Genomic DNA, 22,231 nt, shown 5'->3' on the forward strand with positions numbered 1-22,231 from the left:
ACGCAGGGCGCTCGCACTCACCGAACCCCCTTGCGCGCAGATGCACCCGGGTGCATCTGCGCGCAAGAGGGTTCGTCGTCCAGGGGCACCGATGTCCACGAACGGGCCGGTGGCCAGAGCCAGTTCCCGGCTGAAGAATCGAACGTTAGGGTGAAGAGCATGAGCATACAACCGCAGCCCCAGTTCGTCATCGTCATGGGCGTCTCGGGCTCGGGCAAGACGACCGTCGCGACGGGTCTGGCCGACGCCATGGGGTGGACGTACGTCGAGGGCGACGACCTGCACCCGCAGGCCAACGTCGAGAAGATGCGCGCCGGCATCCCGCTGACGGACGAGGACCGCTGGCCGTGGCTGACGAAGATCGGCGAGTGGATCGACGAGCACGAGAGCCTCGGCAAGAGCGCCGTCATCACATGCAGTGCGCTCAAGCGCAGCTACCGTGAGCTGCTCCGCGAGGGGCGCCCGACGGTGTCGTTCTGCCACGTCGACGTCTCGCGCGAGCAGCTCGAACAGCGTCTCGCCGAGCGCAAGGGTCACTACATGCCGGCGTCCCTGCTGCAGAGCCAGCTCGACACGCTCGAGCCGCTGCAGGCTGACGAGCCGGGCACCACCGTCGAGGCGAAGGGCGGGCAGGAAGCGGTTCTCGCCGAGGTGATGGAATCGCTCCACCTCCACGCGCCGGCCAACCCCGAGGCTGCGTACGTCAAGCCGACCGACGCCGGGCCACACGCCGATCACGCGAGCTGACGCTTCACTGACCGACCGACGATGTTGCCCGGGTTCCGGGGCGCCCGCGCCCCGAAACCCGGGCAACATCGTCGTCTGAGGGGGTGGCTCAGCGGCGGCCGGGCAGCGCGAACAGCTCGTCGTCGAGGGGGTCGACGAGACCGTCCTCGATGAGCGATGAGAGGCAGCGCTCGCGCTGGGCGTCGTCGTCCCAGGCCTCGTCGAGGCGGGCGCGTTCGACGGGGCCGTGCGCCTCGCGCAGCACCGCGAGCAGCTTGCCGCGCACCATCCGATCGGTGCCGGCCCAGGCCTGCCCACGCCGGGCGGGGCCGTCGTAGACGGGCGCGCCCGCGAGCTGCCAGGCGCAGGCGTCGATGATCGGGCAGGTGCCGCAGGCGGGGGCCTTCGCGGTGCACACGACCGCTCCGAACTCCATCGACGCGGCGTTCCACAGCACGTGATCGTCCTGCGGCAGCAGCAGCGCGGCGAGTCGGCGTTCTGCGGCGCTCAGGTTGGGTCGGGGGAACTCGACGCCGGTCACCGTACGCGCCTCGACGCGTCGGATGTTCGTGTCGATGACGGTGACGCGCTCACCGAACGCGAACGACGCGACGGCCGCTGCCGTGTACTCGCCGACGCCGGGCAGCGCGAGCAGGTCGTCGTGCGTCGACGGCACCTCGCCGCCGTGCCGTTCGACCATCGTGACGGCGGCGTCGTGCAGCCGCAGGGCACGACGCGGGTAGCCGAGGCGGCCCCAATGGCGGACGGCCTCGCCTGGCGCGGCGGCCGCCAGGTCCGACGGGGTGGGCCAGCGCTCGAGCCATTCCTGCCAGATCGGAGCCACGCGCGCGACGGGCGTCTGCTGGCTCATGACCTCGGACAGGAAGATGCCCCACGGTGTCGTGTCGGGGGAGCGCCATGGCAGCGGGCGCGCGGCATCGAGGAACCAGGCGTTGAGACGTGCGACGAGGTCGTCGCGCTGTGCCTCCGGAAGCAGCGTGCTCACACGTAGCGTTCGAGGATGCTGCTCTCGGCGAGGCGCGAGAGCCCTTCGCGCACGGCGCGGGCGCGCGATTCGCCGACGCCGTCGACGGTGAGCAGGTCGTCGAAGTCCGCGGCGAGCAGGGCCTGCAGGCTGCCGAAATGGTCGACGAGTCGGTCGATGATTGCGCCGGGCAGGCGCGGCACCTTCGACAGCAACCGGTAGCCGCGCGGAGTGACGAGGGCGTCGAGCGCGTCACCCGCGACGGCGAAGCCGACCGCGCGCGCGTTGGCGCTGATGTCGATGAGGTCGTCGTTGCTCAGCGAGGCGAGGTTCGCGTCGGCCTGTTCGAGCGTGTAGCCGTCGCGTGAGGATTCCAGGTAGTCACGGATGAGGAGTTCACGGTCGTTGCCGAGGGCGCCGATGAGTTCCTGCAGCTGCAGGTCGATGAGGCGTCCGTCGGTGCCGAGTTCGACGACGTAGGAGGAGATCTCCTCGCTGATGCGCCGCACCATCTCGAGGCGCTGCAGCACCTGGGCGACGTCACGCACCGTCACCAAGTCTTCGATCTCGAGAGCGGAGAGGGAGCCAGTGACCTCGTCGAGGCGCTTCTTGTACCGCTCGAGCGTCTGCAGCGCCTGCCCGGCGCGCGACAGGATCGCGGGCGAGCCCTCGAGCACGTGACGCATGCCGCCGACGTACACGGCGATGATCTGCATCGACTGGCTGACGGAGATGACGGGGAAACCGGTCTGCTTCGCGACACGTTCGGCCGTGCGGTGACGGGTGCCGGACTCGCGCGTCTCGATGCTCGAATCGGGGACGAACTGGATCGCCGCACCGATGATCTTCTCCAGGCCAGAGCTGACGACGATGCCGCCGTCCATCTTCGCGAGTTCGCGCAGGCGCGTCGCGGAGAAGTCGATGTTGATCGGGAAGCCGCCCGTCGAGATCTTGTCGACGACGTCGTCGTGCCCGACGACGATGAGCGCTCCGGTGCGCCCGCGCAGGATGCGTTCGAGAGCGTCGCGCAGTTCGGTGCCGGGAGCGATGGCGGCGAGGGTCTCCCAGAGCAGGGCCTCGTTGGATCGCTCAGTCACACTTGCCTCTTTTGCCATGACCCACCTGCTCGTCTCGTTCCTCACCCACCGTGAACTCTACTGACTGCGGGTGCGCGCGAGCACGCGCCGACATCACATCGTGACGTGGCGGCGCGCACCCACCCGCTCAGGTGTCGCGATGTCTGCTGATCAGACCGTCCAGAGCCCGTAGGACTCACCGAGATTGCGGATCTTCTGCGCTCGTGCCAGGCGCGGCGCGTAGCTGCCGTCGCGTGTACCGCCGCCGTGCTCGTGCGAGTCGAGCAGTTCGGCGGCCCACTCGATCTCAGAGTGGCTGGGGGACAGGCCACGGTTGATCGGGTCGGTCTGGTCGATGCGCAGCGTCAGCTTGCCCGTCATGCCCATGTTCTGGGTGACCTTGCACGCCTCGAGCAGCTCGTCCTCGGAGTCGGTGAGGGTCGGGCCGTCGATCGGGCCGGGCAGCTGGCCGACGCGGGAGGCGACGACGAGCTTGGAGCGCGCATACGCGAGCGCCATCGGGTCGGCGCCCGCGCCGGTGTCGCGGCGGAAGTCGCCGACACCGAACGCGAGGCGGAAGGTGCCCGGGGCGGACGCGATCGACGTTGCGTTCTCGATGCCGATGGCCGACTCGACGAGCGCGAGGACGGGGGTTCCCGGGTTGAGGCGCATCGCCGTCAGCGTGACGTGCTCGGGCTTCTCCGTCTTCGCCAGCATGACGCCGCGCAGGCCGGGGATGCCGTGGAGGGCGTTGAGGTCGTCCTCCCAGAACTCGGTGTTGATGTCGTTGATGCGCACCCAACCGGTCGCGCCGTCCTCGAGGGCCTTGACGACGTTGTCGCGCGCCGTGGACTTGTCGGACGCAGGCGCGGCATCCTCGATGTCGAAGATGACGGAATCGGCCTCGGAGGCGAGGGCCGCGTCGAAGAGTTCGGGCTTCATGGCGCTGGCGAGCAGCCAGCTACGGGACAGCTGCGCGGGCAGAGCGGCAGCGCGGGCGTTACGTCCGGAAAACACGTCTGGTTCATCCTCAGGTCGTCGTCGTACTCGGCGCAGCCATGCGGCGCGCTCGATGCCTCTGGCACCTTAGTGCCGGGTTTGGGTTACTTCGCAGTACCGATCGCGGCCTGTGATGGTGGCCACACGTGGTGAGGGGTTGTCTTCCAGGTTAGGGAAACCGTGGCCGGGGTGGGTGGATGGATCACGTCGTGGTCGGTGGGGGTGCTGATGGTCGCCTGGGGTGTCTCGGGCGTGGTGGCGGGGCGGCTGCGTCGCGTGGGTGAGGATGGGTCAGTCGTGACTGAATCGTCGGGACGTAAGTGACTCAACTGGCCGGTGGGAATCCGGGCCCTCGGGGCATCGCTGACCGGGCCGCTCAATCACCTGATGCCGTTCCGACGGCACGCATCGCCGAGCCGAGGTCGGCGCACTCGGCGATGCGCATGCCCGCGGGGGTCTTCTCGGTGCCGAGCGACCCGGCGGGAATGATGGCCTTGTCGAACCCGATGCGCGCCGCCTCGGTGAGACGTCGCGCCACACCGCTGACGGCGCGGATGTCTCCCGAAAGTCCCACCTCGCCGACGGCGATGAGCCCCGCCGGCAGCGGTTTCTCCTGCGCCGAACTGAGCAGGGACAACGCGACGGCGAGGTCGGACGCCGGTTCGCTCAGCTTCGCGCCACCGACCGTCGAGACGTAGCAGTCGGCACGGCTGACGGGGGCACCCGCGCGGCGTTCGAGAACGGCGAGGATCATCGCGGTCCTCGAGGAGTCGACCCCTGACGTCGTGCGGCGCGGCGAACCACCTGCCGACGGCGCGACGAGCGCCTGTACCTCCGTCACGAGTGGTCGGCGACCCTCGAGCGTCACCGTGACGCACGTACCAGCGACGGGCTTGTCGCGCGAGGTGAGGAACAGTGAGCTCGGGTCCGACAGACCCTGGATGCCGCCGTCGGACAGGTCGAAGCAACCGACCTCGTCGGTCGGCCCGTAGCGGTTCTTGACCGCGCGCACGAGCCGCAGACGCGAGTGACGTTCGCCCTCGAAGGTGATGACGACGTCGACGAGGTGCTCCAACAGACGGGGGCCGGCGATCGAACCGTCCTTCGTCACGTGCCCGACGAGCACCGTCGAGATGTTGCGGGCTTTCGCCACCTGGATGATGGCGGCCGCGACCTCGCGCACCTGCGAGACGTTGCCGGCCGAACCGTCGACCTCGGCGCTCGCGATCGTCTGCACGGAGTCGATGACGAGGAACGTCGGTTGGACCGCATCGATGTGCGCGAGCACGGTGGCGAGGTCGGTCTCGCTCGCGAGGTAGAGCGTGTCGGCGACCGCGTCCGTGCGGTCGGCGCGCAGACGCACCTGCGCCGCGGATTCCTCGCCGCTGACGTAGAGCACCTTCGTGTCAGCGCGCGCCGCGCGCGCGGCGACGTCGAGCAGCAGCGTCGACTTGCCGATGCCCGGCTCTCCCGCGACGAGCATGACGGCGCCCGGTACGAGGCCACCACCCAGGACGCGGTCGAACTCGCCGACGCCCGTCGTCGTGACGGACGCCTTCGTCGCGTCCACGTCGCCGATCGGCTTGGCCGGGTTGGCCACCTTCGACGCGGCCTGGGTGCGAACGGCGACGGGCCCGCCGACCTCCTCGACGGTGCCCCACGACTGACACTCACCACATCGCCCGACCCACTTGACCGTCTGCCACCCACACTCGGTGCAGCGGTACGTCGTTCGCTTCGAAGCCTTGCTCGCCATGGTCGAAACCCTAGACGCGAGCGCCGACAACCCCGGAATGGCGGGTAATCCTGCGCTCAGCAGCCCCCGGGTGCGTCCTTCGCCCCCTCAGCCACCACCGTCGCGATGTTGTGTCATCAACGCGTGAAATGGCACGCGTTCATGACGCAACATCCGCAGACTCGTGAGGCAGTCACGCCACAGCTCGTCACGTCGCCAGTTTGCTCACGACGTATTGGTTGAGGCTGACATTCTGTTGGGCCGACTCCCGCGCAAGCCGGCGGTGGAGATCCTGTGGCATTCGGATGTTGAACTTCCCCGAGTAGGTTCGCCGCGAAAGAGGCGGCGGTTCTTCACCTGAAGCGCGCATGTCGGTCAAGACGTCGTTCACCAAGGTGGCGATGCCGGTGAGCGCGGCGTCTGGGAGTCGGCCGGCCATGAGAGCGAGGGGAACTCGGCGCAGGTGGCGACGAACTCGCCATCAACCGATGACCAGACCACGCGGTAGCCGTACTCGGCGACAGAGGGGGCGGTCGCGTTCACGGCACAGTGCTCCTCTGGGGCTTGGCGGCGGCGTCGAGGGCTCGCTTCGCCCGTCGCCACATCCCAATGTTTCCACGGTCACGGTACTGAACGCCAAGGGGTGTGAGCCGGCCATGCCTGCCGCCCCACCGAGCACCACATCCTCATGCACGACAGTGCGTCAGCGGCCCTGGGCCTCCAGCGTCGCGGGATGCACGTACAACGGCAGCAGGTCGCGTCCGGCAGGGGTGACGGCCAGCGCGGCAGCCGCTGCGAGGTGCGCCTCGCAGTACGTGACGAGCACGTCGTAGGCGTCCTGGCCCATGAGCTCGACCAATTCGGGTCGCTGCGAGACGTAGACCGGCTCGGCTCCCACGTGCGCCTCGGAGTTGCCCGAGCAGTACCAGTCGAGGTCGTGCCCGCCCGAACCCCATCCGCGACGGTCGTACTCGGCGATCGTCGTCTCGAGATACTCCTCACCGTCGGGCAGCGTCACGCGACGATACGAACGTCGGATCGGCAACTGCCAGCACACCTCGGGCTTGAGCGACCACGGCTCGACGCCCGTCGACCACGCCTTCTGATGCAGCGCGCAACCCAGGCCGGGGCCGGCCGTCCTCACGTCGTCCGAACCCTCCACCGACGAGGTGACGTCACCGAATCCCGGCCGGTTCAAGAAGATGCAGGCACCCTCGACGACGCGCGTCTTGCGGTCGCCGTCCTCGTCGACCTCGACCCAGCCGTCAGCGGAGTGGCCCTCGTCGTAGTACTGCCATTCGTCGCGGGTCAAGGTCTTCATGACCGACGCGGTGTGCGCCTCGTCCTCGTCGCCGGTGAAGTGCGCGCCGAGCACGCAGCATCCCAGGTCGGGCTTCGACGCATCGATGCCGCAGCATCCGTCGCCGAACGTGCACGTCCAGTTCGACGTCAACCACGTGAGGTCGCAGCGGAAGCGCTCGACGGCGTCCGCCTCGCTCGCCGGGTCGTCGAACTCGACCCAGGTGCGCGGTATCTCGAGATCGCATTCAGCCACGCCCGCGATGATAGGTGCTCGCCGCCCGGCGCGGGTATCGTCGAGGTTCCGCCGCAGACACCCGCGACGCCGACAGGGGAGGCCACGCATGACCTCGCGCACGAGCCTCGCTGCCGGCACCCTCGCACTCTCCCTGCTGACCGGGTGCAGCGCCCTCACGACGCGCAGCGCCTCGAACCCCACCTCGAGTTCGACGACGAGCCCCGCCACCACGCCCGCGGCCCGGATGGCGCAGAGCGGCATCGCTGAGAAGGTCGGGTCGCAACCGCGCACGCAGTCGAAGGGCGGCGCGATGGTCGTCGCCGTTACCAACGCCGTCATCCCCTCCGGGATCGTGACGGCGAGTGAGCGCGCCGTCTCCGCCGTGCGCGGCCTCGACCGCCACGCCTCTGCGAACCCGTTGCTCGTCGTCGTGCCGCGCGATGACGCCGACTTCAAGAAGTACACGGGCACCGAGCCGGGCAGCCAGCTCGCGAGCACGGTGACGCGCGGCGGCACGTTGCCGTTCGTCGTCGTCGCGCCGTGGACGGTGCGTCACGCGAACGACGTGGCGGCCCGCGAGACGCTCGCACACGAGGCCTTCCACGCCCTCACGCTCGAGAAGCTGCGCGAGACGCGGCCGCTGTGGCTGCTCGAGGGGTGGGCCGAGTACGTCGGCCAGAAGCTCGTCCCGCAGGCGCCGCACAAGCGCACCGACATCCGTCCGCATCTGACGAGCGACGAGGAACTGCGCGGCGCGAACGCCGCCGACGCGTACTACGTGGCGTTCACGTTCGCGCGTTTCCTGCGCGACACGTACGGCAACGGCGCCGTCATGGCGTTCTACACCGACGCCGTCACGACGACGACCGACATCGAGACCCTCGCGCAGCGGCACTTCCACAAGGGCCTCACCCAGCTGGAGACCGACTACGACGCCTGGTACCCCACGTTCCGCTGAGCCGGATACCCTGCGACCATGCGCCTCGGAGTCATCGACGTCGGTTCCAACACCGTGCACCTGCTCGTCGTCGATGCGCACCCCGGCGCCCAGCCGTTGCCCGCGATGTCGCACAAGCGCGTGCTGCGCCTGTCCGAACACGTCACCGCCGACGGCTTCATCGACGCATCCGGTATCGCCGATCTGACGCAGTTCGTCGGCGAATGCGTGACGATCGCCGAAGACGCCGGCATCAGCGAACTCATGTCGTTCGTGACGTCCGCGGTGCGCGAGGCGCCCAACGGTCAGGCCGTCCTCGATCATGTGCGTGAGCACACCGGCCAGGAGCTGCGCGTGCTGACGGGCGAGGAGGAGGCGCGCGTGACGTTCCTCGCCGCGCGCCGCTGGTTCGGCTGGTCGAGCGGGCGCCTGTTCGGCATCGACATCGGCGGCGGCTCGCTCGAACTCGCGACGGGTATCGACGAGACGCCCGACACCGCCGTCAGTCTGCCGCTGGGGGCCGGGCGCCTCACGCGTGAGCTGGCGGGCGATCCGCCGTCCGCGGAAGATCTGCGCGCCCTGCGCACGCGCGTGCGCGCCGAGATCGCCGGCGTCGCACGGGATCTGACGCGCTGGGGCACACCTGATCGCACCGTCGGCACGAGCAAGACGATCCGTTCCCTCGCGCGCCTGACGGGGGCCGCGCCGTCGAGCGACGGCCCGTTCGCGCCGCGCTCGCTCGCCCGCGCAGGCCTCAGCGACCTCGTCTCGCGACTCGCGGCGATGACGGCGACCGAACGCGCGCAGCTGCCCGGCGTCAGCGTCGAACGCAGCGCGCAGGTGCTCGCCGGTGCCGTCGTCATCGAGGCGACGATGGATCTGTTCGACGTCGACTCCCTCGACGTGTGCCCCTGGGCGTTGCGCGAGGGGCTCATCCTGCGCCGATTGGACGCGCTGGCGTGAGCATCCGCGTCGGTCTGTCCACCGCGTCGTGCTACCCGTTGAGCACGGCGGCGGCCTTCCGCATCGCAGCCGAACTCGGCTACGACGGCGTCGAGGTCATGGTCTGGACCGAACCGGCGAGCCAGGACGCGCGGGCCCTGCGCGAGCTGTCCGAACGTCACGGCGTGCCGATCCTGTCGATCCACGCCCCGACGCTGTTGCTCACGCAACGTGTCATGGGCAACGAGCCGTGGGGCAAGATCGACCGTTCCGTCGACCTCGCGCGCGACGTGGGAGCCGGCACGGTCGTCCTGCACCCGCCGTTCCGGTGGCAGAAGGAGTACGCGACGGGGTTCGTCGACGGCGTCGCGCAACGTGAGGCCCGCCACCCGGAGATCAAGCTCGCCGTCGAGAACATGTTCCCGTGGCGCGCTCGCGGACGCGAGGTGCAGGCGTACCTGCCCCACTGGGATCTGCGGCGCAACCACTACGCGCACACGACGCTCGACCTGTCGCACACGGCGACGTCCGGCAGCGACGCCATCGCCGTTGCCGAAGAACTCGGCGACCGCCTCAGCCACATCCACCTCGCCGACGGGCTCGGCTCCTACAAGGACGAGCACCTCGTTCCGGGGCGCGGCACGCAGCCGTGCGCGCAGATGCTCGAGATGCTCGCGCGTGACGAGTTCGGCGGCGACGTCGTCGTCGAGGTCGGCACGCGACGCCTGTCCGACGAAGACCGGCTCGTCGACCTCGCCGAGGCGCTCGCGTTCGCGCGGCTGCACCTCGCGATCGGGGCCGGACGCATCGGTTCGCCGTTCTGACGAACCCGCCCCGTGCAGCCGCGAGACGGGGTGCCGACGCACGGATGGGCCACGTAGGCTGGGTCGAAACGTCGACGAAGGAGGTGGCGCCGATGCCGAAGTACTCGTTCGGTCCGCGTCTGCCCGCAGCTACGTCGAAGGTCGTCTCGGCGGCGTCGCGTGGGCCGATCGCGCGCGCCGCGGCGAAGTCGCTCGTCGCCGGTGAGGGCATCGACGACGCCATCCGCGTCACCGACGAACTCACGAGCGCAGCAGCCGGCACTACCGCTGAAAGCCCCGACGAACATCCCCGTATCTCGTGGCGCCCGCTGCTCGTGCCGCCGGCGAGCACGGACGACCTGCTCACCGTCCAGGCCGACACGATCGGCGCAGTGAGCGCGCTCGCCGCGACCGGCGCGCCGTCACCGGATCTGACGATCGACGTCGGCACGTTTGGCGTCTTCGCCGATGACGTCTCGGGCGGCGTCCTCATCAACAGTCTGCGCGAGGTCGGGCAGGCCGCGCGCAACGCGGGGGTGACGCTGACGCTCACCGTCACCGACCCCCTCTACATCCAGGCCGTCTACGTGCTCGGCGACGAACTGCGCCAGGATTTTCCGGAGACCGGCATCGTGCTGCCCACCCGCCTGCGCGGCGCGTCCGACGACCTGAGCGACCTCGCCACGAACGGGCGTCGCGTGCGTCTGACGACGGAACGCCTCGACGCCGCGCTCGGCATGACATCGGCGCGCGAGAGCGGCAACGCGTTCGTCGACATCACGAAGGCGCTGCTCGACGCGCAGGCCGTCACGGCTTTCGACACCGACGACGCGCTGCTGCTCGACATCGCCGCCTCCCTCGTGCGCCGCCATGACGCGCAGGGCGCCGAGGTCGTCACCCCGCTCGGCGTCACGGCCCCGACCCACCACGATGACGCCTTCGCGCGCCGCGTCGTCGTCCCGTACGGCCCGATGTGGTCGACATACGTCGCGAGCGCGCTCGCGGGACGGCCGTCGTTGGCACTGACGCTGCCCAACCCCGTTCGACGCAGGAGATGACATGACGAAGTCCGCCCGCCGCATCGCGTTCATCGGCACCGGCAACATGAACGAGGCCGTCATGGCCGGCGCTCTCGCAGGCGGTTTCGACGCGGATGACGTCGTCGCCACGTCGCGTCGCGAGGAGCGTGGCGCGCAGTTGCGCGAGAAGTACGGCGTCGCAACGATGACGTCGAACCCCGACGCCGTCGCGAGCGCCGAGACGGTCGTGCTCGGCGTGAAGCCGTACCAGCTCGACGACGTGCTCGAGGAGATCGGCCCGCATCTCGCGGACGGCGCCGTCGTCGTCAGCCTCGCCGTGGGGCGATCGACCATCTCGCTCGAGGAGCACCTGCCCGACGGCGCCGCGGTCGTCCGCGTCATGCCGAACACTCCCGCGATGGTCGGGGCGGGCATGCACGCGGTGACGCCCGGCGCACACTGCGACGACGACCAGCTGGCGCGCGCGAAGACGCTCCTCGCCGCGTCGGGCGACGTCATCACGGTCGCCGAGAAGGACCACGACGCCGTGACGGCGGTCTCCGGCAGCGGCCCGGCGTACCTGTTCTACCTCGCCGACGCGATGATCGAGGCGGGCGTCCTGCTCGGCCTGCAGCGCGATGTCGCGCACCGGCTCGCCGTTCAGACGATCGTCGGCGCGGGCACGATGCTCGCGGAGTCGGGGGAGTCGCCCGTCCAGCTGCGCGAGAAGGTCTCGAGCCCCGGCGGGACCACGATCACGGCGCTCGCCGAACTCGACCAGCGGGCCGTGCGCGCGGCGATGGTGGCGGCGATGAAGGCCTGCCACGACAAGTCCGCGTCGATGGGTTGAGCTCGTAGGGCTCGATCGGCGGGAAGAACCAGCAGGGAAGAATCAACACGGCTGAATCAGTGGGGCGTGTCGTTCGTGCGACGCTTCGGCGCTTCCTCGACTCGCTTCCGTCCGCCCCTCGATCGCTCGTTCACCCGATGTTCACCCATCCAAGAACGTTGACGGGCAAGCAGATTGCGCGCCTCATCGCGGCCGCTGCCCCCGGCATCCGGCGCACGGCCCCCCCAGCGCCCATCGGCTCAGCCAAACGTGGTTCGATATGCGTATGACTGCGTTGACTGTACGAACCCTTGGCGAAGACGACTGGCAGATCTACCGCGACGTTCGCCTGAGCGCTCTCGAGGAGTCGCCCGAGGCCTTCGCGGCGTCGTCGTCCGCCGAGAAGCAGCTCGACGAGAGCGCGTGGCGTCGACGCATGGCGCGTGCGCGCCGCATCCTCGCGACCGACGAGAACGGCGACAAGGTCGGCGTCGTCTCGCTCCGCAGCGATGTGCGTGACGACGAGGAGTCGCCGTACGGCGAGCTGTTCGGCCTGTGGGTCACGCCCGACGCGCGTGGCACGGGCGTCGCCGTCGCGCTGCTCGAAGCTGTTCTCGAGCAGGCGCGCAAGGAGAACCTGGGCGCCGTCATCTACTGGGTCGGCACCGACAACGCGCGTGGTGTGGCGTTCGCGTCGAGCCGCGGTTTCCTGCCGACCGAGCACCGTCGTCCGATGAACCCGAACTCGTCCGACACCGAGTCCGAGGAAGAGGCTGCGTTCGTCTACCCGGTCGGTGCCGACGAGACCTCCATCCCGAGCGACGTCCTCGACGCGCGTCACTGACGTCATGCCCCACCCGACCCTCGTCATCTGGGACGCCGCGCTGACGCGGTACGACTTCGGTGAGGGTCACCCGATGAACCCTCTGCGGCTCGCGCTGACTGCGCGCCTCGCGGAGGGTCTCGGCGTTCTGGGGCATGTCGACGTCGAGGCGCCGCGCCTGCCCGACGGAAGCGACGAGTTTCTCCTCAGCGTCCACTCGCGCGCTTACGTCGACGCTGTCGAGGCCGCATCGGCGAACCCGGCGGACGTCGATACGTCGTTCGGTCTGGGCACGGAGGACGACCCGGCGTTCGTCGGCATGCACGACGTCTCCGCGCTCATCGCGGCTGGTACTCTGCGCGCCGTCCAGGCCGTGCACACCGGTGAGTACGAGCACGCGGTCAACTTCACCGGCGGCCTGCACCACGCGATGCCCGACGCGGCGAGCGGTTTCTGCATCTACAACGACGCGGCGATCGGCATCCAGTGGTTGCTCGATCAGGGCGTCGAGCGCGTCGCGTACGTCGACATCGACGTCCACCACGGCGACGGCGTCGAGAAGACGTTCTGGAACGACCCGCGCGTGCTGACGATCTCGATCCACGAGTCGGGCACCGTGCTGTTCCCCGGCACCGGCTTCGCCCGCGACTGCGGCGGGCCCGAGGCCGAGGGCATGGCCGTCAACGTGTCGCTACCGCCCGGCACGGGCGACGCCGAGTGGCTGCGCGCGCTGCACGCCGTCGTCCACCCTGTCGTGACGGCCTTCGCGCCGCAGGTGCTCGTCACCCAACACGGTTGCGACTCGCACTACTCCGACCCGCTCGCGCACATGGTGCTGACGGTCGACGCGCAGAAGATGGCGCATCAGTCGCTGCACGAGCTCGCGCACGACGTGTGCGACGGGCGCTGGGTCGCGCTCGGCGGCGGCGGGTACGAGCTCGTCGACGTCGTCCCGCGCTCGTGGACGCACCTGACGGCCATCGCCGCCGATCACCCGATCCCGCTCGAGACGCCGACGCCGGACGAGTGGCGCCGCCACGTCGAGGCCATCACAGGGCGCACGGCGCCGACGAAGATGGGTGACGGTGTCGCCGAGAACGACGACGTGTGGTTCCAGTCGTGGGCCTCCGGCATGCATCCCGAGTCGCAGGTCGACCAGGCCGTCATGGCGACACGTGAAGCCGTCTTCCCGCATCGTGGCCTCGACGTCTGGTTCGACTGACGTCCACCTTGCCCGGCAGTGACGACCCGTGGGCGATGGGCGCGAGCGACACGACGGGACGTCGAAGCACTCGCCGGTGAACGGCGCGTCACCCCCACGAGTCGCGCAGCAAAACAGCAGACGATAGGATGGCTCAGATATTCCCGTGGCCGACCCACCTCGCGGTGGGGCAGGAACGCACCGGCGAATGTCGGCACGGGCATCGCCAAGGACAACAGGTAAGGAACGGTTCACTCATGGGCTCCGTCATCAAGAAGCGCCGCAAGCGCATGGCCAAGAAGAAGCACCGCAAGCTGCTTCGCAAGACGCGTCACCAGCGTCGCAACAAGAAGTGACCTGATCACTCTTGACGCTCCAGGTCCCTGCCGCCCCGCGGCAGGGACCTGTTGCATGCTCGGGGAATGCTCCTAGGCTGGTGCGATGAACGTCTCCCCGCTGCGACGCGCTCTCGGACACACCCCCGGTGAAGCTGTGAGAAGAATCACCCTCATCACCAAGCCCGGCTGTCACCTGTGCGACGACGCGCGCGCCGTCGTCGAGAAGGTCGCCGCCGAGACGAGCGCCGAGGTGGAGGAGATCAACATGCTCGAGCATCCCGATCTCGTGGCGAAGTATGCCGAGCAGATCCCCGTCACGCTGGTCGACGGCAGGCAGCACGACTACTGGCGCGTCGACGAGGATCGGCTGCGCCGCGCCGTCACGGGCGGGCGTCGGCGGAGGTAGGGACCAAGGTCCCGTCGCGCGGAATGGCCCTCATTCCGCGTCATCACGCGGACGTGAACGACGTCACGCCACTTTGTGCCTCGGTGCACAAGGTCTAAGCTCGGGGGGTCCCGCGAACGCCTGTGCGGGCGTTTGGTATACGCGCCCCGCACCGCGAAGTGAGCGCGTGAGCCCCGAGGAAAGGCCGTAGCTGCCGTGAGCACCGAGCACGTAGAGCGCCGGGAGATTCCCGACGCCACCGTGAATCGGCTACCGGTGTATCTACGCGTGCTCAACGAGCGCGCCGCGGTGGGGCAGGAGCGAATCTCCTCCGAGGCGCTCGCCGAGCAGGCCGGGGTCTCCTCCGCCAAGCTGCGCAAGGATCTGTCGGCCCTCGGCTCGTACGGCGTGCGCGGTGTCGGCTACGACATCGTCACCCTCGCCGACCACGTCGCCGGCGCTCTTGGCCTCGAGCGCGAGTGGTCCGTCGCCATCATCGGCATGGGCAACCTCGGGCGTGCGCTCGCGACGTACGGCGGCATCGGCGTCAAGGGCTTCGACATCAAGTGGCTCATCGACGACGACCCCCGCGTCGTCGGCACGGACGTCGGCGGCCGCGTCATCGTCCCGTTCGAGGCGCTGCGACCCGAGCCGGGCGAGGGCGTCATCGGCATCATCGCGACGCCCGCCACCGCGGCGCAGCAGGTCGCCGACCGCCTCGTCGTCGCCGGTGTGCGCAGCATCCTCAACTTCGCCCCCACCGTCCTGACCGTGCCCGCCGACGTGCAGGTGCGCGGCGTCGACATGGCGGGCGAACTCCAGATCCTCGCGTTCCGTGAGCAGCACTCACGCCTCGCCCGCTCTCGCACCACGAAGGAGCTCCTGGCATGAGCGTCATCGTCCTCGGCCTGTCCCACCGCTCGGCGCCACTCGCGGTGCTGGAGCGTGCCTCTCTCGACCCCGCAGGTCAGCAGGCGCTGCTCGAGCGGCTGCTCGCGGGGGAGAACGTCGACGAGCCGATCGTGCTGTCGACGTGCAACCGCGTCGAGGTGTACGCCGATGCGACGACGTTCCACGGCGCCGTCACCGAGATCGGTGAGGCGCTCGCCGCCGCGACGGGTGTCGCCCTCGGCGAGTTACGCGAACACCTCTACGTCCACTTCGACGAACGCGCCGTCGCGCACCTGTTCAACGTCGCCGCCGGTCTCGACTCACTCGCGGTGGGGGAGAGCCAGATCCTCGCCCAGCTGCGCGAGAGCCTGCGCGAGGGGCAGCGCTCCGGGCGCATCGGCCCCGTCATGTCGCGGCTCGTGCAGCAGGCGCTGCGCGTCGGCAAGCGCGTGCACTCCGAGACGGGCATCGACACCGTCAGCCGCTCCCTCGTCGAGCGCGCCCTCGACCTGTCGGGCAACATGCTCGGCGACCTGACGGGTGTGCGCGCCGTCGTCGTCGGGGCGGGCGCCATGAGCTCCCTCGCCACCCACACGCTCGTGCGTCACGGTCTCGGCGAGGTGACGGTCGTCAACCGCACGTTCGACGCCGCCCGCCGCCTCGCCGACGCCGCCGGCTGCGCCGCGCGCCCCATCGACGAACTGCCCGACGCCCTCGCCGCCGCCGACCTCGTCGTGTCGTGCACCGGCGCTGTCGGCCACGTCATCGACGCGACGCTCGCGGCTCGCGCGAATCCTGAAGGGCGCCCCCAGGTCTACGTCGACCTCGCGCTGCCGCGCGACGTCGCCGACGAGGTCTCCTGCGTGCGCGGCGTCGCCGTGCTCGGCCTCGGCGACCTCGGCCCGCAGGTCGAGGGCGAGCCCGGCGCGGAGGCGGAGATCAAGGCCGTCCAGGACCTCGTGACGAGCGAGGTCGCCGCCTACGTCGTCGCGCGCCGCGCCGAGCGCGTCGCCCCGACCGTCGCGGCGCTCCGCGCCAACGCCGCCGACATCGTCGCCGCCGAGTTGAGCCGCCTCGACAGCCGCGTCGACCTCGACGAGACGACTCGCGCGCAGGTGCAGCTGACGGTGCACCGCGTCGTCGAAAAACTCCTGCACACGCCCACGGTGCGGGTGAAAGAACTTGCCAGCCAGGGTGGTGCTGTCGGTGAGAGTGATTACGCCGCAGTGCTCTCCGCCCTCTTCGACCTCGACCCCGCGCAGACGCGCGTCGTCACGGTTCCCCCGGAGATGCCATGAACAGCCAAGCAGCCGACGCCGCGCCGATCCGCCTGGGCACCCGACGCAGCCACCTCGCGATGACGCAGTCGACGTGGGTGGCCGAACAGTTGCGCGCGCACGGCCACGCCGTCGAGATCGTCGAGATCACGACCGAGGGCGACGTCAACCGCGCCTCGCTGGCGCAGATGGGCGGCACGGGCGTGTTCGCCGCCGCCATCCGCCGCGCACTGCTCGAGGATGAGGTCGACATGGCCGTGCACTCGCTCAAGGACCTGCCCGTCGCGCCCGAACCGGGCCTCGTGATCGCCGGCATCCCCGTGCGCGAGGACCCGCGCGACGCCCTCGTCGCCCGTGACGGTCTGACGCTCGGCGAACTGCCCGCAGGCGCCGTCGTCGGCACTGGTTCGCCGCGACGTGCCGCGCAGCTGCAGGCGCTCGGGCTCGGCTTCGAGATCCGCGACATCCGCGGCAACATCGACACGCGCATGGGCTACGTGACGAGCGGAGAACTCGACGGCGTCATCCTGGCGCGCGCCGGGCTGACGCGTGTCGAACGCACCGGCGCCATCAGCGAGACGATCGACCCGCTGCAGATGCTGCCCGCCCCCGGCCAGGGCGCGCTCGGGCTCGAATGCCGCGAGGGTGACGCACGCGTCATCGCCGCGCTCGCGGAGCTCGACGACGCCGACACGCGCGCCGCCGTCACCGCCGAGCGCGCCGTGCTCGGCGCCCTCGAAGCCGGCTGCGCGGCACCCGTCGGCGCGCTCGCGGAGATCGTCGAAGAGCCCGACGGCTCGCTCGAGATCTCACTGCGCGCCTTCGTCGGTGCGCCCGACGGTTCGTTCGAGCTGCGCCGCAGCGACGTTGGCTCCTACGACAACCCGGCCGCCGTCGGGGAGGCGCTCGCCCGCACGCTGCTCGACGACGGCGCGGGCGCAGTGATCCCGCCGCGCGAGGCACCGAATCCCACGACGAGCACGAAGGAGGCAGGCGCATGAGCACCGACCAGCACCACGCGAGGGTGGCCTTCGTCGGCGCGGGCCCGGGCGACCCGGGCCTGTTGACGATGCGCGCCGCGCGCCTCATCGAGAACGCGGACGCGGTGATCTTCGACCAGATCTGCGGTGAGCGCTTCGTCGCGCCGTTCGTGCGCGACGAGGTCGAACTCGTCGACGCCGGCTACGGCGACGCGGGCGCGCAGCTCACCACCGCGAGCCGCGCGAAGCTCGTCGTCAAGACTGCGAAATCCGTTGCAGCGCAGCATGATGACGCCGACAGCTCGGCTCGAGGTGGCGAGCAGCCGCTCGTCGTGCGCCTCATGGACGGCGACCCGTCGACGTTCCACGGCCTCGCCGAAGAAGCGCTCGCGTGCTCCAAGGCGGGCATCGACTTCGAGATCGTCCCGGGCGTCTCGGCCGTCTCCGCGGTGCCCGCGTACGCGGGCGTGCCGCTGACGGACGCGAAGGCGCGCACCGTCCACGTCGTCACCGCAGGCGACCCGAAGATCGACTGGGCGCGTTCGATCGACGCGTGCATCACCGTCGTCGTGCTCGGCCAGGCCGACGCGCTCAAGACGTCGCTGTGCGAACTGCGTGAGGCCGGCCGACGGGGCAACACGCCCGTCGCGCTGACGGAGAACGGCACGACGATCACGCAGTCGACGGTGACGACGACGCTGGACGAGGTGCCCGCCGTGCTCAAGCGATCCTCGTTCGACGGGCCCGTCATGGCGATCGTCGGCTCGACGGTCGCGCACCGCGACCTGCTGTCGTGGTGGGAGAACAAGCCGCTGTTCGGTTGGAACGTGCTCGTACCGCGCACGAAGGAGCAGTCGGGTTCGATGATCGAGCGTCTCGCGACGCACGGCGCAACGAGCACCGTCGTGCCGACGATCAGCGTCGAACCGCCGCGCACGCCGCAGCAGATGGAGAAGGCCGTCAAGGGCCTCGTCACGGGGCGCTACGAGTGGGTCGGATTCACGTCCGTCAACGCCGTGCGCGCCGTGCGCGAGAAGTTCGCCGAGTTCGGGCTCGACGTGCGCGCGTTCGCGGGCGTCAAGATCGCGGCCGTCGGCGGGGTGACGGCGAACGCGCTGCGCGAGTGGGGCCTCGAGGCCGACCTGACGCCGTCGGGTGAGCAGTCGGCACAGGGTCTGCTCGAGGTGTGGGCCGACTACGACGAGGATCTCGACCCGATCAACCGCGTCTTCCTGCCGCGCGCCGACATCGCGACGGACACGCTCGTCGCGGGCCTCGAGGAGATGGGCTGGGAGGTCGACGACGTCACCGCGTACCGCACGGTGCGCGCGGCCCCGCCCGCGCCGGAGGTGCGTGAGGCGATCAAGTCGGGCAAGTTCGACGCCGTGTGCTTCACGTCGAGTTCGACGGTACGCAACCTCGTCGGCATCGCCGGCAAGCCGCACACGTCGACCGTCGTCGCGTGCATCGGCCCGGCGACGGCGAAGACCGCCGAGGAGCACGGGCTGCGCGTCGACGTCGTCGCGCCCGAGGCGTCGGCGGCGTCCCTCGTCGACGCTCTCGCCGGCTACGGCCGGTCGCTGGCACACGAGGCCGCGGAGTCTGGGGAGAAGGTACGCCGCCCGAGCGATCGACGCGGGGCGGCCCGACGAAAGGTGAAGGCCTGATGGGTAGCTACGATCTGACGCACCGTCCGCGGCGGCTGCGCACGTCGCCGGTGATGCGCGACATGGTCGCCGAGACGGTCGTCTCGCCGTCCGACCTCATCCTGCCGGTGTTCGTGCGCGAGAACGCTTCGGAGAACACGCCGATCGCGTCGATGCCGGGCGTCGTGCAGCACACGCTCGACTCGCTCGTCGCGGAGGCGAAGCGCGCGCGTGACGCCGGCATCGCAGGCGTCATGCTGTTCGGCGTGCCGGAGTCGAAGGACGCCGTGGGTTCGGGTGCGCTCGATCCTGACGGCATCCTCAACGTCGGGCTGCGTGCCGTGCGTGACGCCGTGGGTGACGACCTGCTCGTCATGGGTGATCTGTGCCTCGACGAGTTCACCGACCATGGTCACTGCGGGGTTCTCGACGACGCGGGTCGGGTCGACAACGACGCGACGCTCGACGTGTACGCGCAGATGGCGGTGGCGCAGGCGCAGGCCGGTGCGCATGTGCTCGCGCCGAGCGGCATGATGGACGGCCAGATCGGTGTCATCCGTGCGGCGCTCGATCTGTCGGGGCACGACGACGTCGCCGTCATGGCGTACTCGGCGAAGTACGCGTCGGCGGCGTACGGCCCGTTCCGTGAGGCCGTGCAGAGTTCGTTGCAGGGTGATCGCGCGACGTATCAGCAGGATCCGCGCAACCGCACCGAGTCGTTGCGTGAGGCGATGCTCGACGAGGAGCAGGGCGCCGACATTCTCATGGTGAAGCCCGCGCTGCCGTACCTGGACGTGTTGTCGGACGTCGCGGCTGCCGCGACGGTGCCGGTCGCGGCGTATCAGGTGTCGGGTGAGATGGCGATGATCGAGGCGGCTGCAGCGAACGGTTGGATCGATCGTGAGCGCATGATCCGCGAGTCGTTGACGTGCATCAAGCGTGCCGGCGCGTCGATCATCTTGACGTACTACGCGCTGACGATCTAGCTCGGTGGGGCCTGAGCTTGCGAAGGTTCCAGCGAGCGTTGAGGAAGCGCGTCAAAAAAATCGTGCGATGGCGATCTGGCTCGGTGGGGCCTGAGCTTGCGAAGGTTCCAGCGAGCGTTGAGGAAGCGCGTCAAAAAAATCGTGCGCTGGCGATCTGGCTCGGTGGGGCCTGAGCTTGCGAAGGTTCCAGCGAGCGTTGAGGAAGCGCGTCAAAAGATCGTGCGCTGGCGATCTGACGCGTGCTGACGACCGATCGGGCGCCCAGCCCATCGCGTCACGCATGACGAGAGGCCACGAGTTGTTGCTCGTGGCCTCTCGCGCTTCCCGTCCCAGGTGCGACTGTATCGCATCTGACGAGGTATGCCTTAGTTGCGACTTCGTCGCAGGTGGATAGCGTGGGGTCATGGCTGACTACTCGCTCCCGGAACTTCCCTACGACTACGCAGCTCTCGAGCCCTACATCTCGGGCGAGATCATGGAGTTGCACCACGACAAGCACCACGCGACGTACGTCAAGGGCATCAACACGGCCGTCGACCAGCTGTCGGAGATGCGTGACAAGGAGGAGTTCACGTTCCTCGGCACGCTGGAGAAGAACCTGGCGTTCCACCTCGGTGGCCACGTCAATCACTCGGTGTTCTGGACGAACATGTCGCCTGACGGTGGTGACAAGCCCGTTGGTGATCTCGCGGCTCGTATCGACGCCGACTTCGGTTCGCTCGACAAGTTCCGCGCGCAGTTCGAGGCCAACGCCCTCGGTGTGCAGGGTGCCGGCTGGTCGGTGCTGACGTGGGACATGGTCGCGCAGAAGCTGTACATCGTTCAGCACTTCGACCACCAGGGCAACGTGCCGATCTGCATGGTTCCGCTGCTCATGCTCGACATGTGGGAGCACTCCTACTACCTGCAGTACAAGAACGACAAGGCGACGTTCGTCAAGCAGTGGTGGAACATCGTCAACTGGGCTGACGTGCAGGCGCGTTTCGAGAAGGCGTCGAAGCAGACGCCCGGTCTCATCGTCTGACCGCTGCATCAGTCATCGACGCAAGGGTTGAGGAGGTTCGCGCTCCAGGGGGGGCGCGAACCTCCTCAACCCTTGTCGGCGTCTGCGGCTGTCATTCCCGGCGGTGACGATCGTGGGCGTCATCGTGAGGTGGGGGAGGCCCCAGGGTGGGCCGGCGTCGATGGCGCCGGGCGCGGCGCGCGCGTCAGGCTGGATCCATGACTGTGGAGCGAGTGAGTGCAACGCAGGTGGCGGCTGACCTGGCCGTGGCCTCGTGCGGCGTCGTCGGCCGCGTTCAGTTGCGCGAGCGAGGCGTCGAGCGTCACTACGTGCGTACGCTCGTGCGCCGGGATGCTGCGGGCCCGCGAAAGGCGCGGTTCGGCCTGGCGACGGCGTGAGTGAGCATCGTGTTCGCCACGTGCCGCCGCTGCACGCCCCTCCCGTTCCGCGAGCGCGCGAGGACGTCGCAGCCATTCGTGCCGCCTCTTTCGCCGCCACGGATCACGCGGCCGGGGCGCTGCTCGCGATGACGGTGCAACAGCGCCTCACCACACCTGAGTGGCTCTCTACGGCGTCGCAGATGCACCCCACGCTGCGGCGACGACGTGCCATCGCCGGGTTCATCCGCGACATCGGCGGTGGGTCGCAATCCATCGACGAACTCGCCTTCGTCGCGCACCCGCGTCGACGCCGGTCTCCACTGCCGGATCGTCAGGTCGTGCGCCAGGGCCCCGACGGGGGCTGGTACCTCGATGCACGCTGGAACGCCGACGGCCGCGTCGCCGAGATCGACGGCGCACACCACCAGGGCGGCGCCAACCCGATCACCGACGCACTGCGGCAGAACGCCGTCGCCCTCCACGGCGATCGCGTCCTGCGCGTTCCCGACATCGGCCTGCGCAGCGACCCTGATGCCTTCCTCGACCAGATCGAAGCAGCCCTCAATCAACGCAGGGGTTGGGGGGGGGGGGGGGGGGGGGGGGGGGGGGGGGGGGGGCGGCGGGGGGGGGGGGGGGGGGCGGCGGGGGGGGGGGGGGGGGGGGGGGGGCCCCGCCGCCCCCCCCCCCCCCCCCCGCCCCGCGCCCCTGGATCGTGCCGACCGTCGCGGCGTAC

General features: G+C 69.7%; 23 protein-coding genes. 17 read left to right on the plus strand and 6 right to left on the minus strand.

Annotated elements, in window-relative coordinates; genetic code table 11:
* The first annotated feature begins 159 nt into the window (after positions 1-159).
* The gene (locus tag ABH936_RS09355) at positions 160-747 is read left to right on the plus strand and encodes a gluconokinase (protein ID WP_404603093.1); all 588 of its coding nucleotides are present in this window, start codon (positions 160-162) and stop codon (positions 745-747) included.
* A gap of 88 nt (positions 748-835) precedes the next feature.
* On the opposite strand, the gene ABH936_RS09360 is transcribed toward ABH936_RS09355, so the two are convergent.
* The 6 genes from ABH936_RS09360 to ABH936_RS09385 form a co-directional block, all read right to left on the minus strand.
* Positions 836-1,732 (minus strand): A/G-specific adenine glycosylase, encoded by an 897-nt coding sequence (locus tag ABH936_RS09360; RefSeq protein ID WP_136788514.1) that lies wholly within the window; start codon positions 1,730-1,732, stop codon positions 836-838.
* Positions 1,729-2,826, minus strand: coding sequence for a DNA integrity scanning diadenylate cyclase DisA (gene disA, locus ABH936_RS09365; protein ID WP_186318523.1), 1,098 nt, complete (start codon positions 2,824-2,826; stop codon positions 1,729-1,731). The genes ABH936_RS09360 and disA overlap by 4 nt, the downstream gene beginning before the upstream one ends.
* A gap of 132 nt (positions 2,827-2,958) precedes the next feature.
* Complete coding sequence (locus ABH936_RS09370; protein WP_144694250.1) at positions 2,959-3,804, minus strand: CoA ester lyase; 846 nt, start codon at positions 3,802-3,804, stop codon at positions 2,959-2,961.
* Positions 3,805-4,162: 358 nt separating this feature from the next.
* The gene (gene radA / locus ABH936_RS09375) at positions 4,163-5,542 is read right to left on the minus strand and encodes a DNA repair protein RadA (protein ID WP_144694248.1); all 1,380 of its coding nucleotides are present in this window, start codon (positions 5,540-5,542) and stop codon (positions 4,163-4,165) included.
* Positions 5,543-5,729: 187 nt separating this feature from the next.
* Entirely contained in the window at positions 5,730-5,960 is a 231-nt protein-coding gene (locus ABH936_RS09380) for a type II toxin-antitoxin system HicB family antitoxin (RefSeq protein WP_313956484.1), read from the minus strand.
* Between the two features lie 264 nt (positions 5,961-6,224).
* Positions 6,225-7,076: a hypothetical protein gene (locus ABH936_RS09385; RefSeq protein WP_404603094.1), complete on the minus strand. Its 852-nt coding sequence runs from the start codon at positions 7,074-7,076 to the stop codon at positions 6,225-6,227.
* 88 nt (positions 7,077-7,164) lie between these two features.
* Between ABH936_RS09385 and ABH936_RS09390 the strand changes: the two genes are divergently transcribed.
* The 16 genes from ABH936_RS09390 to ABH936_RS09465 all read left to right on the plus strand — a co-directional run bounded on the left by ABH936_RS09390 (position 7,165) and on the right by ABH936_RS09465 (position 21,516).
* Positions 7,165-8,016, plus strand: a complete 852-nt coding sequence (locus ABH936_RS09390; RefSeq protein ID WP_404603096.1) for a hypothetical protein — start codon at positions 7,165-7,167, stop codon at positions 8,014-8,016.
* An 18-nt stretch (positions 8,017-8,034) separates the two neighbouring features.
* Complete coding sequence (locus tag ABH936_RS09395; RefSeq protein WP_404603098.1) at positions 8,035-8,958, plus strand: Ppx/GppA family phosphatase; 924 nt, start codon at positions 8,035-8,037, stop codon at positions 8,956-8,958.
* On the plus strand, positions 8,955-9,761 hold the full coding sequence (locus tag ABH936_RS09400) for a sugar phosphate isomerase/epimerase (protein WP_165583904.1): 807 nt from the start codon (positions 8,955-8,957) through the stop codon (positions 9,759-9,761). The genes ABH936_RS09395 and ABH936_RS09400 overlap by 4 nt, the downstream gene beginning before the upstream one ends.
* A 92-nt stretch (positions 9,762-9,853) precedes the next feature.
* Positions 9,854-10,798, plus strand: a complete 945-nt coding sequence (locus tag ABH936_RS09405) for a hypothetical protein (RefSeq protein WP_147286926.1) — start codon at positions 9,854-9,856, stop codon at positions 10,796-10,798.
* A gap of 1 nt (position 10,799) precedes the next feature.
* Positions 10,800-11,609 (plus strand): pyrroline-5-carboxylate reductase, encoded by an 810-nt coding sequence (proC, locus tag ABH936_RS09410; RefSeq protein WP_006943993.1) that lies wholly within the window; start codon positions 10,800-10,802, stop codon positions 11,607-11,609.
* 265 nt (positions 11,610-11,874) lie between these two features.
* Complete coding sequence (locus ABH936_RS09415) at positions 11,875-12,432, plus strand: GNAT family N-acetyltransferase (protein ID WP_006943987.1); 558 nt, start codon at positions 11,875-11,877, stop codon at positions 12,430-12,432.
* 4 nt (positions 12,433-12,436) lie between these two features.
* Entirely contained in the window at positions 12,437-13,633 is a 1,197-nt protein-coding gene (locus tag ABH936_RS09420; RefSeq protein WP_404603099.1) for an acetoin utilization protein AcuC, read from the plus strand.
* Between the two features lie 236 nt (positions 13,634-13,869).
* Complete coding sequence (locus ABH936_RS09425; RefSeq protein ID WP_003792170.1) at positions 13,870-13,968, plus strand: 30S ribosomal protein bS22; 99 nt, start codon at positions 13,870-13,872, stop codon at positions 13,966-13,968.
* Between the two features lie 85 nt (positions 13,969-14,053).
* On the plus strand, positions 14,054-14,356 hold the full coding sequence (locus tag ABH936_RS09430) for a glutaredoxin family protein (protein ID WP_404603100.1): 303 nt from the start codon (positions 14,054-14,056) through the stop codon (positions 14,354-14,356).
* A 195-nt stretch (positions 14,357-14,551) separates the two neighbouring features.
* On the plus strand, positions 14,552-15,226 hold the full coding sequence (locus tag ABH936_RS09435) for a redox-sensing transcriptional repressor Rex (protein WP_136788518.1): 675 nt from the start codon (positions 14,552-14,554) through the stop codon (positions 15,224-15,226).
* Positions 15,223-16,524, plus strand: a complete 1,302-nt coding sequence (locus tag ABH936_RS09440) for a glutamyl-tRNA reductase (RefSeq protein ID WP_404603101.1) — start codon at positions 15,223-15,225, stop codon at positions 16,522-16,524. The genes ABH936_RS09435 and ABH936_RS09440 overlap by 4 nt, the downstream gene beginning before the upstream one ends.
* Positions 16,521-17,504: a hydroxymethylbilane synthase gene (gene hemC, locus ABH936_RS09445; RefSeq protein ID WP_062255978.1), complete on the plus strand. Its 984-nt coding sequence runs from the start codon at positions 16,521-16,523 to the stop codon at positions 17,502-17,504. Before ABH936_RS09440 ends, hemC begins: the two co-directional genes overlap by 4 nt.
* Positions 17,501-19,150, plus strand: a complete 1,650-nt coding sequence (locus ABH936_RS09450) for a bifunctional uroporphyrinogen-III C-methyltransferase/uroporphyrinogen-III synthase (RefSeq protein ID WP_062255976.1) — start codon at positions 17,501-17,503, stop codon at positions 19,148-19,150. Before hemC ends, ABH936_RS09450 begins: the two co-directional genes overlap by 4 nt.
* Positions 19,150-20,115 (plus strand): porphobilinogen synthase, encoded by a 966-nt coding sequence (gene hemB / locus ABH936_RS09455; RefSeq protein ID WP_006943473.1) that lies wholly within the window; start codon positions 19,150-19,152, stop codon positions 20,113-20,115. Before ABH936_RS09450 ends, hemB begins: the two co-directional genes overlap by 1 nt.
* Before the next feature lie 403 nt (positions 20,116-20,518).
* Positions 20,519-21,139: a superoxide dismutase gene (locus tag ABH936_RS09460; RefSeq protein ID WP_074040222.1), complete on the plus strand. Its 621-nt coding sequence runs from the start codon at positions 20,519-20,521 to the stop codon at positions 21,137-21,139.
* A 197-nt stretch (positions 21,140-21,336) separates the two neighbouring features.
* On the plus strand, positions 21,337-21,516 hold the full coding sequence (locus ABH936_RS09465) for a hypothetical protein (protein WP_131941659.1): 180 nt from the start codon (positions 21,337-21,339) through the stop codon (positions 21,514-21,516).
* Positions 21,517-22,231 lie beyond the last annotated feature (715 nt).

This window comes from Dermacoccus sp. GAS27A, from assembly GCF_044909235.1.
GTDB classification, from domain to species: Bacteria; Actinomycetota; Actinomycetes; order Actinomycetales; family Dermatophilaceae; genus Dermacoccus; species Dermacoccus nishinomiyaensis.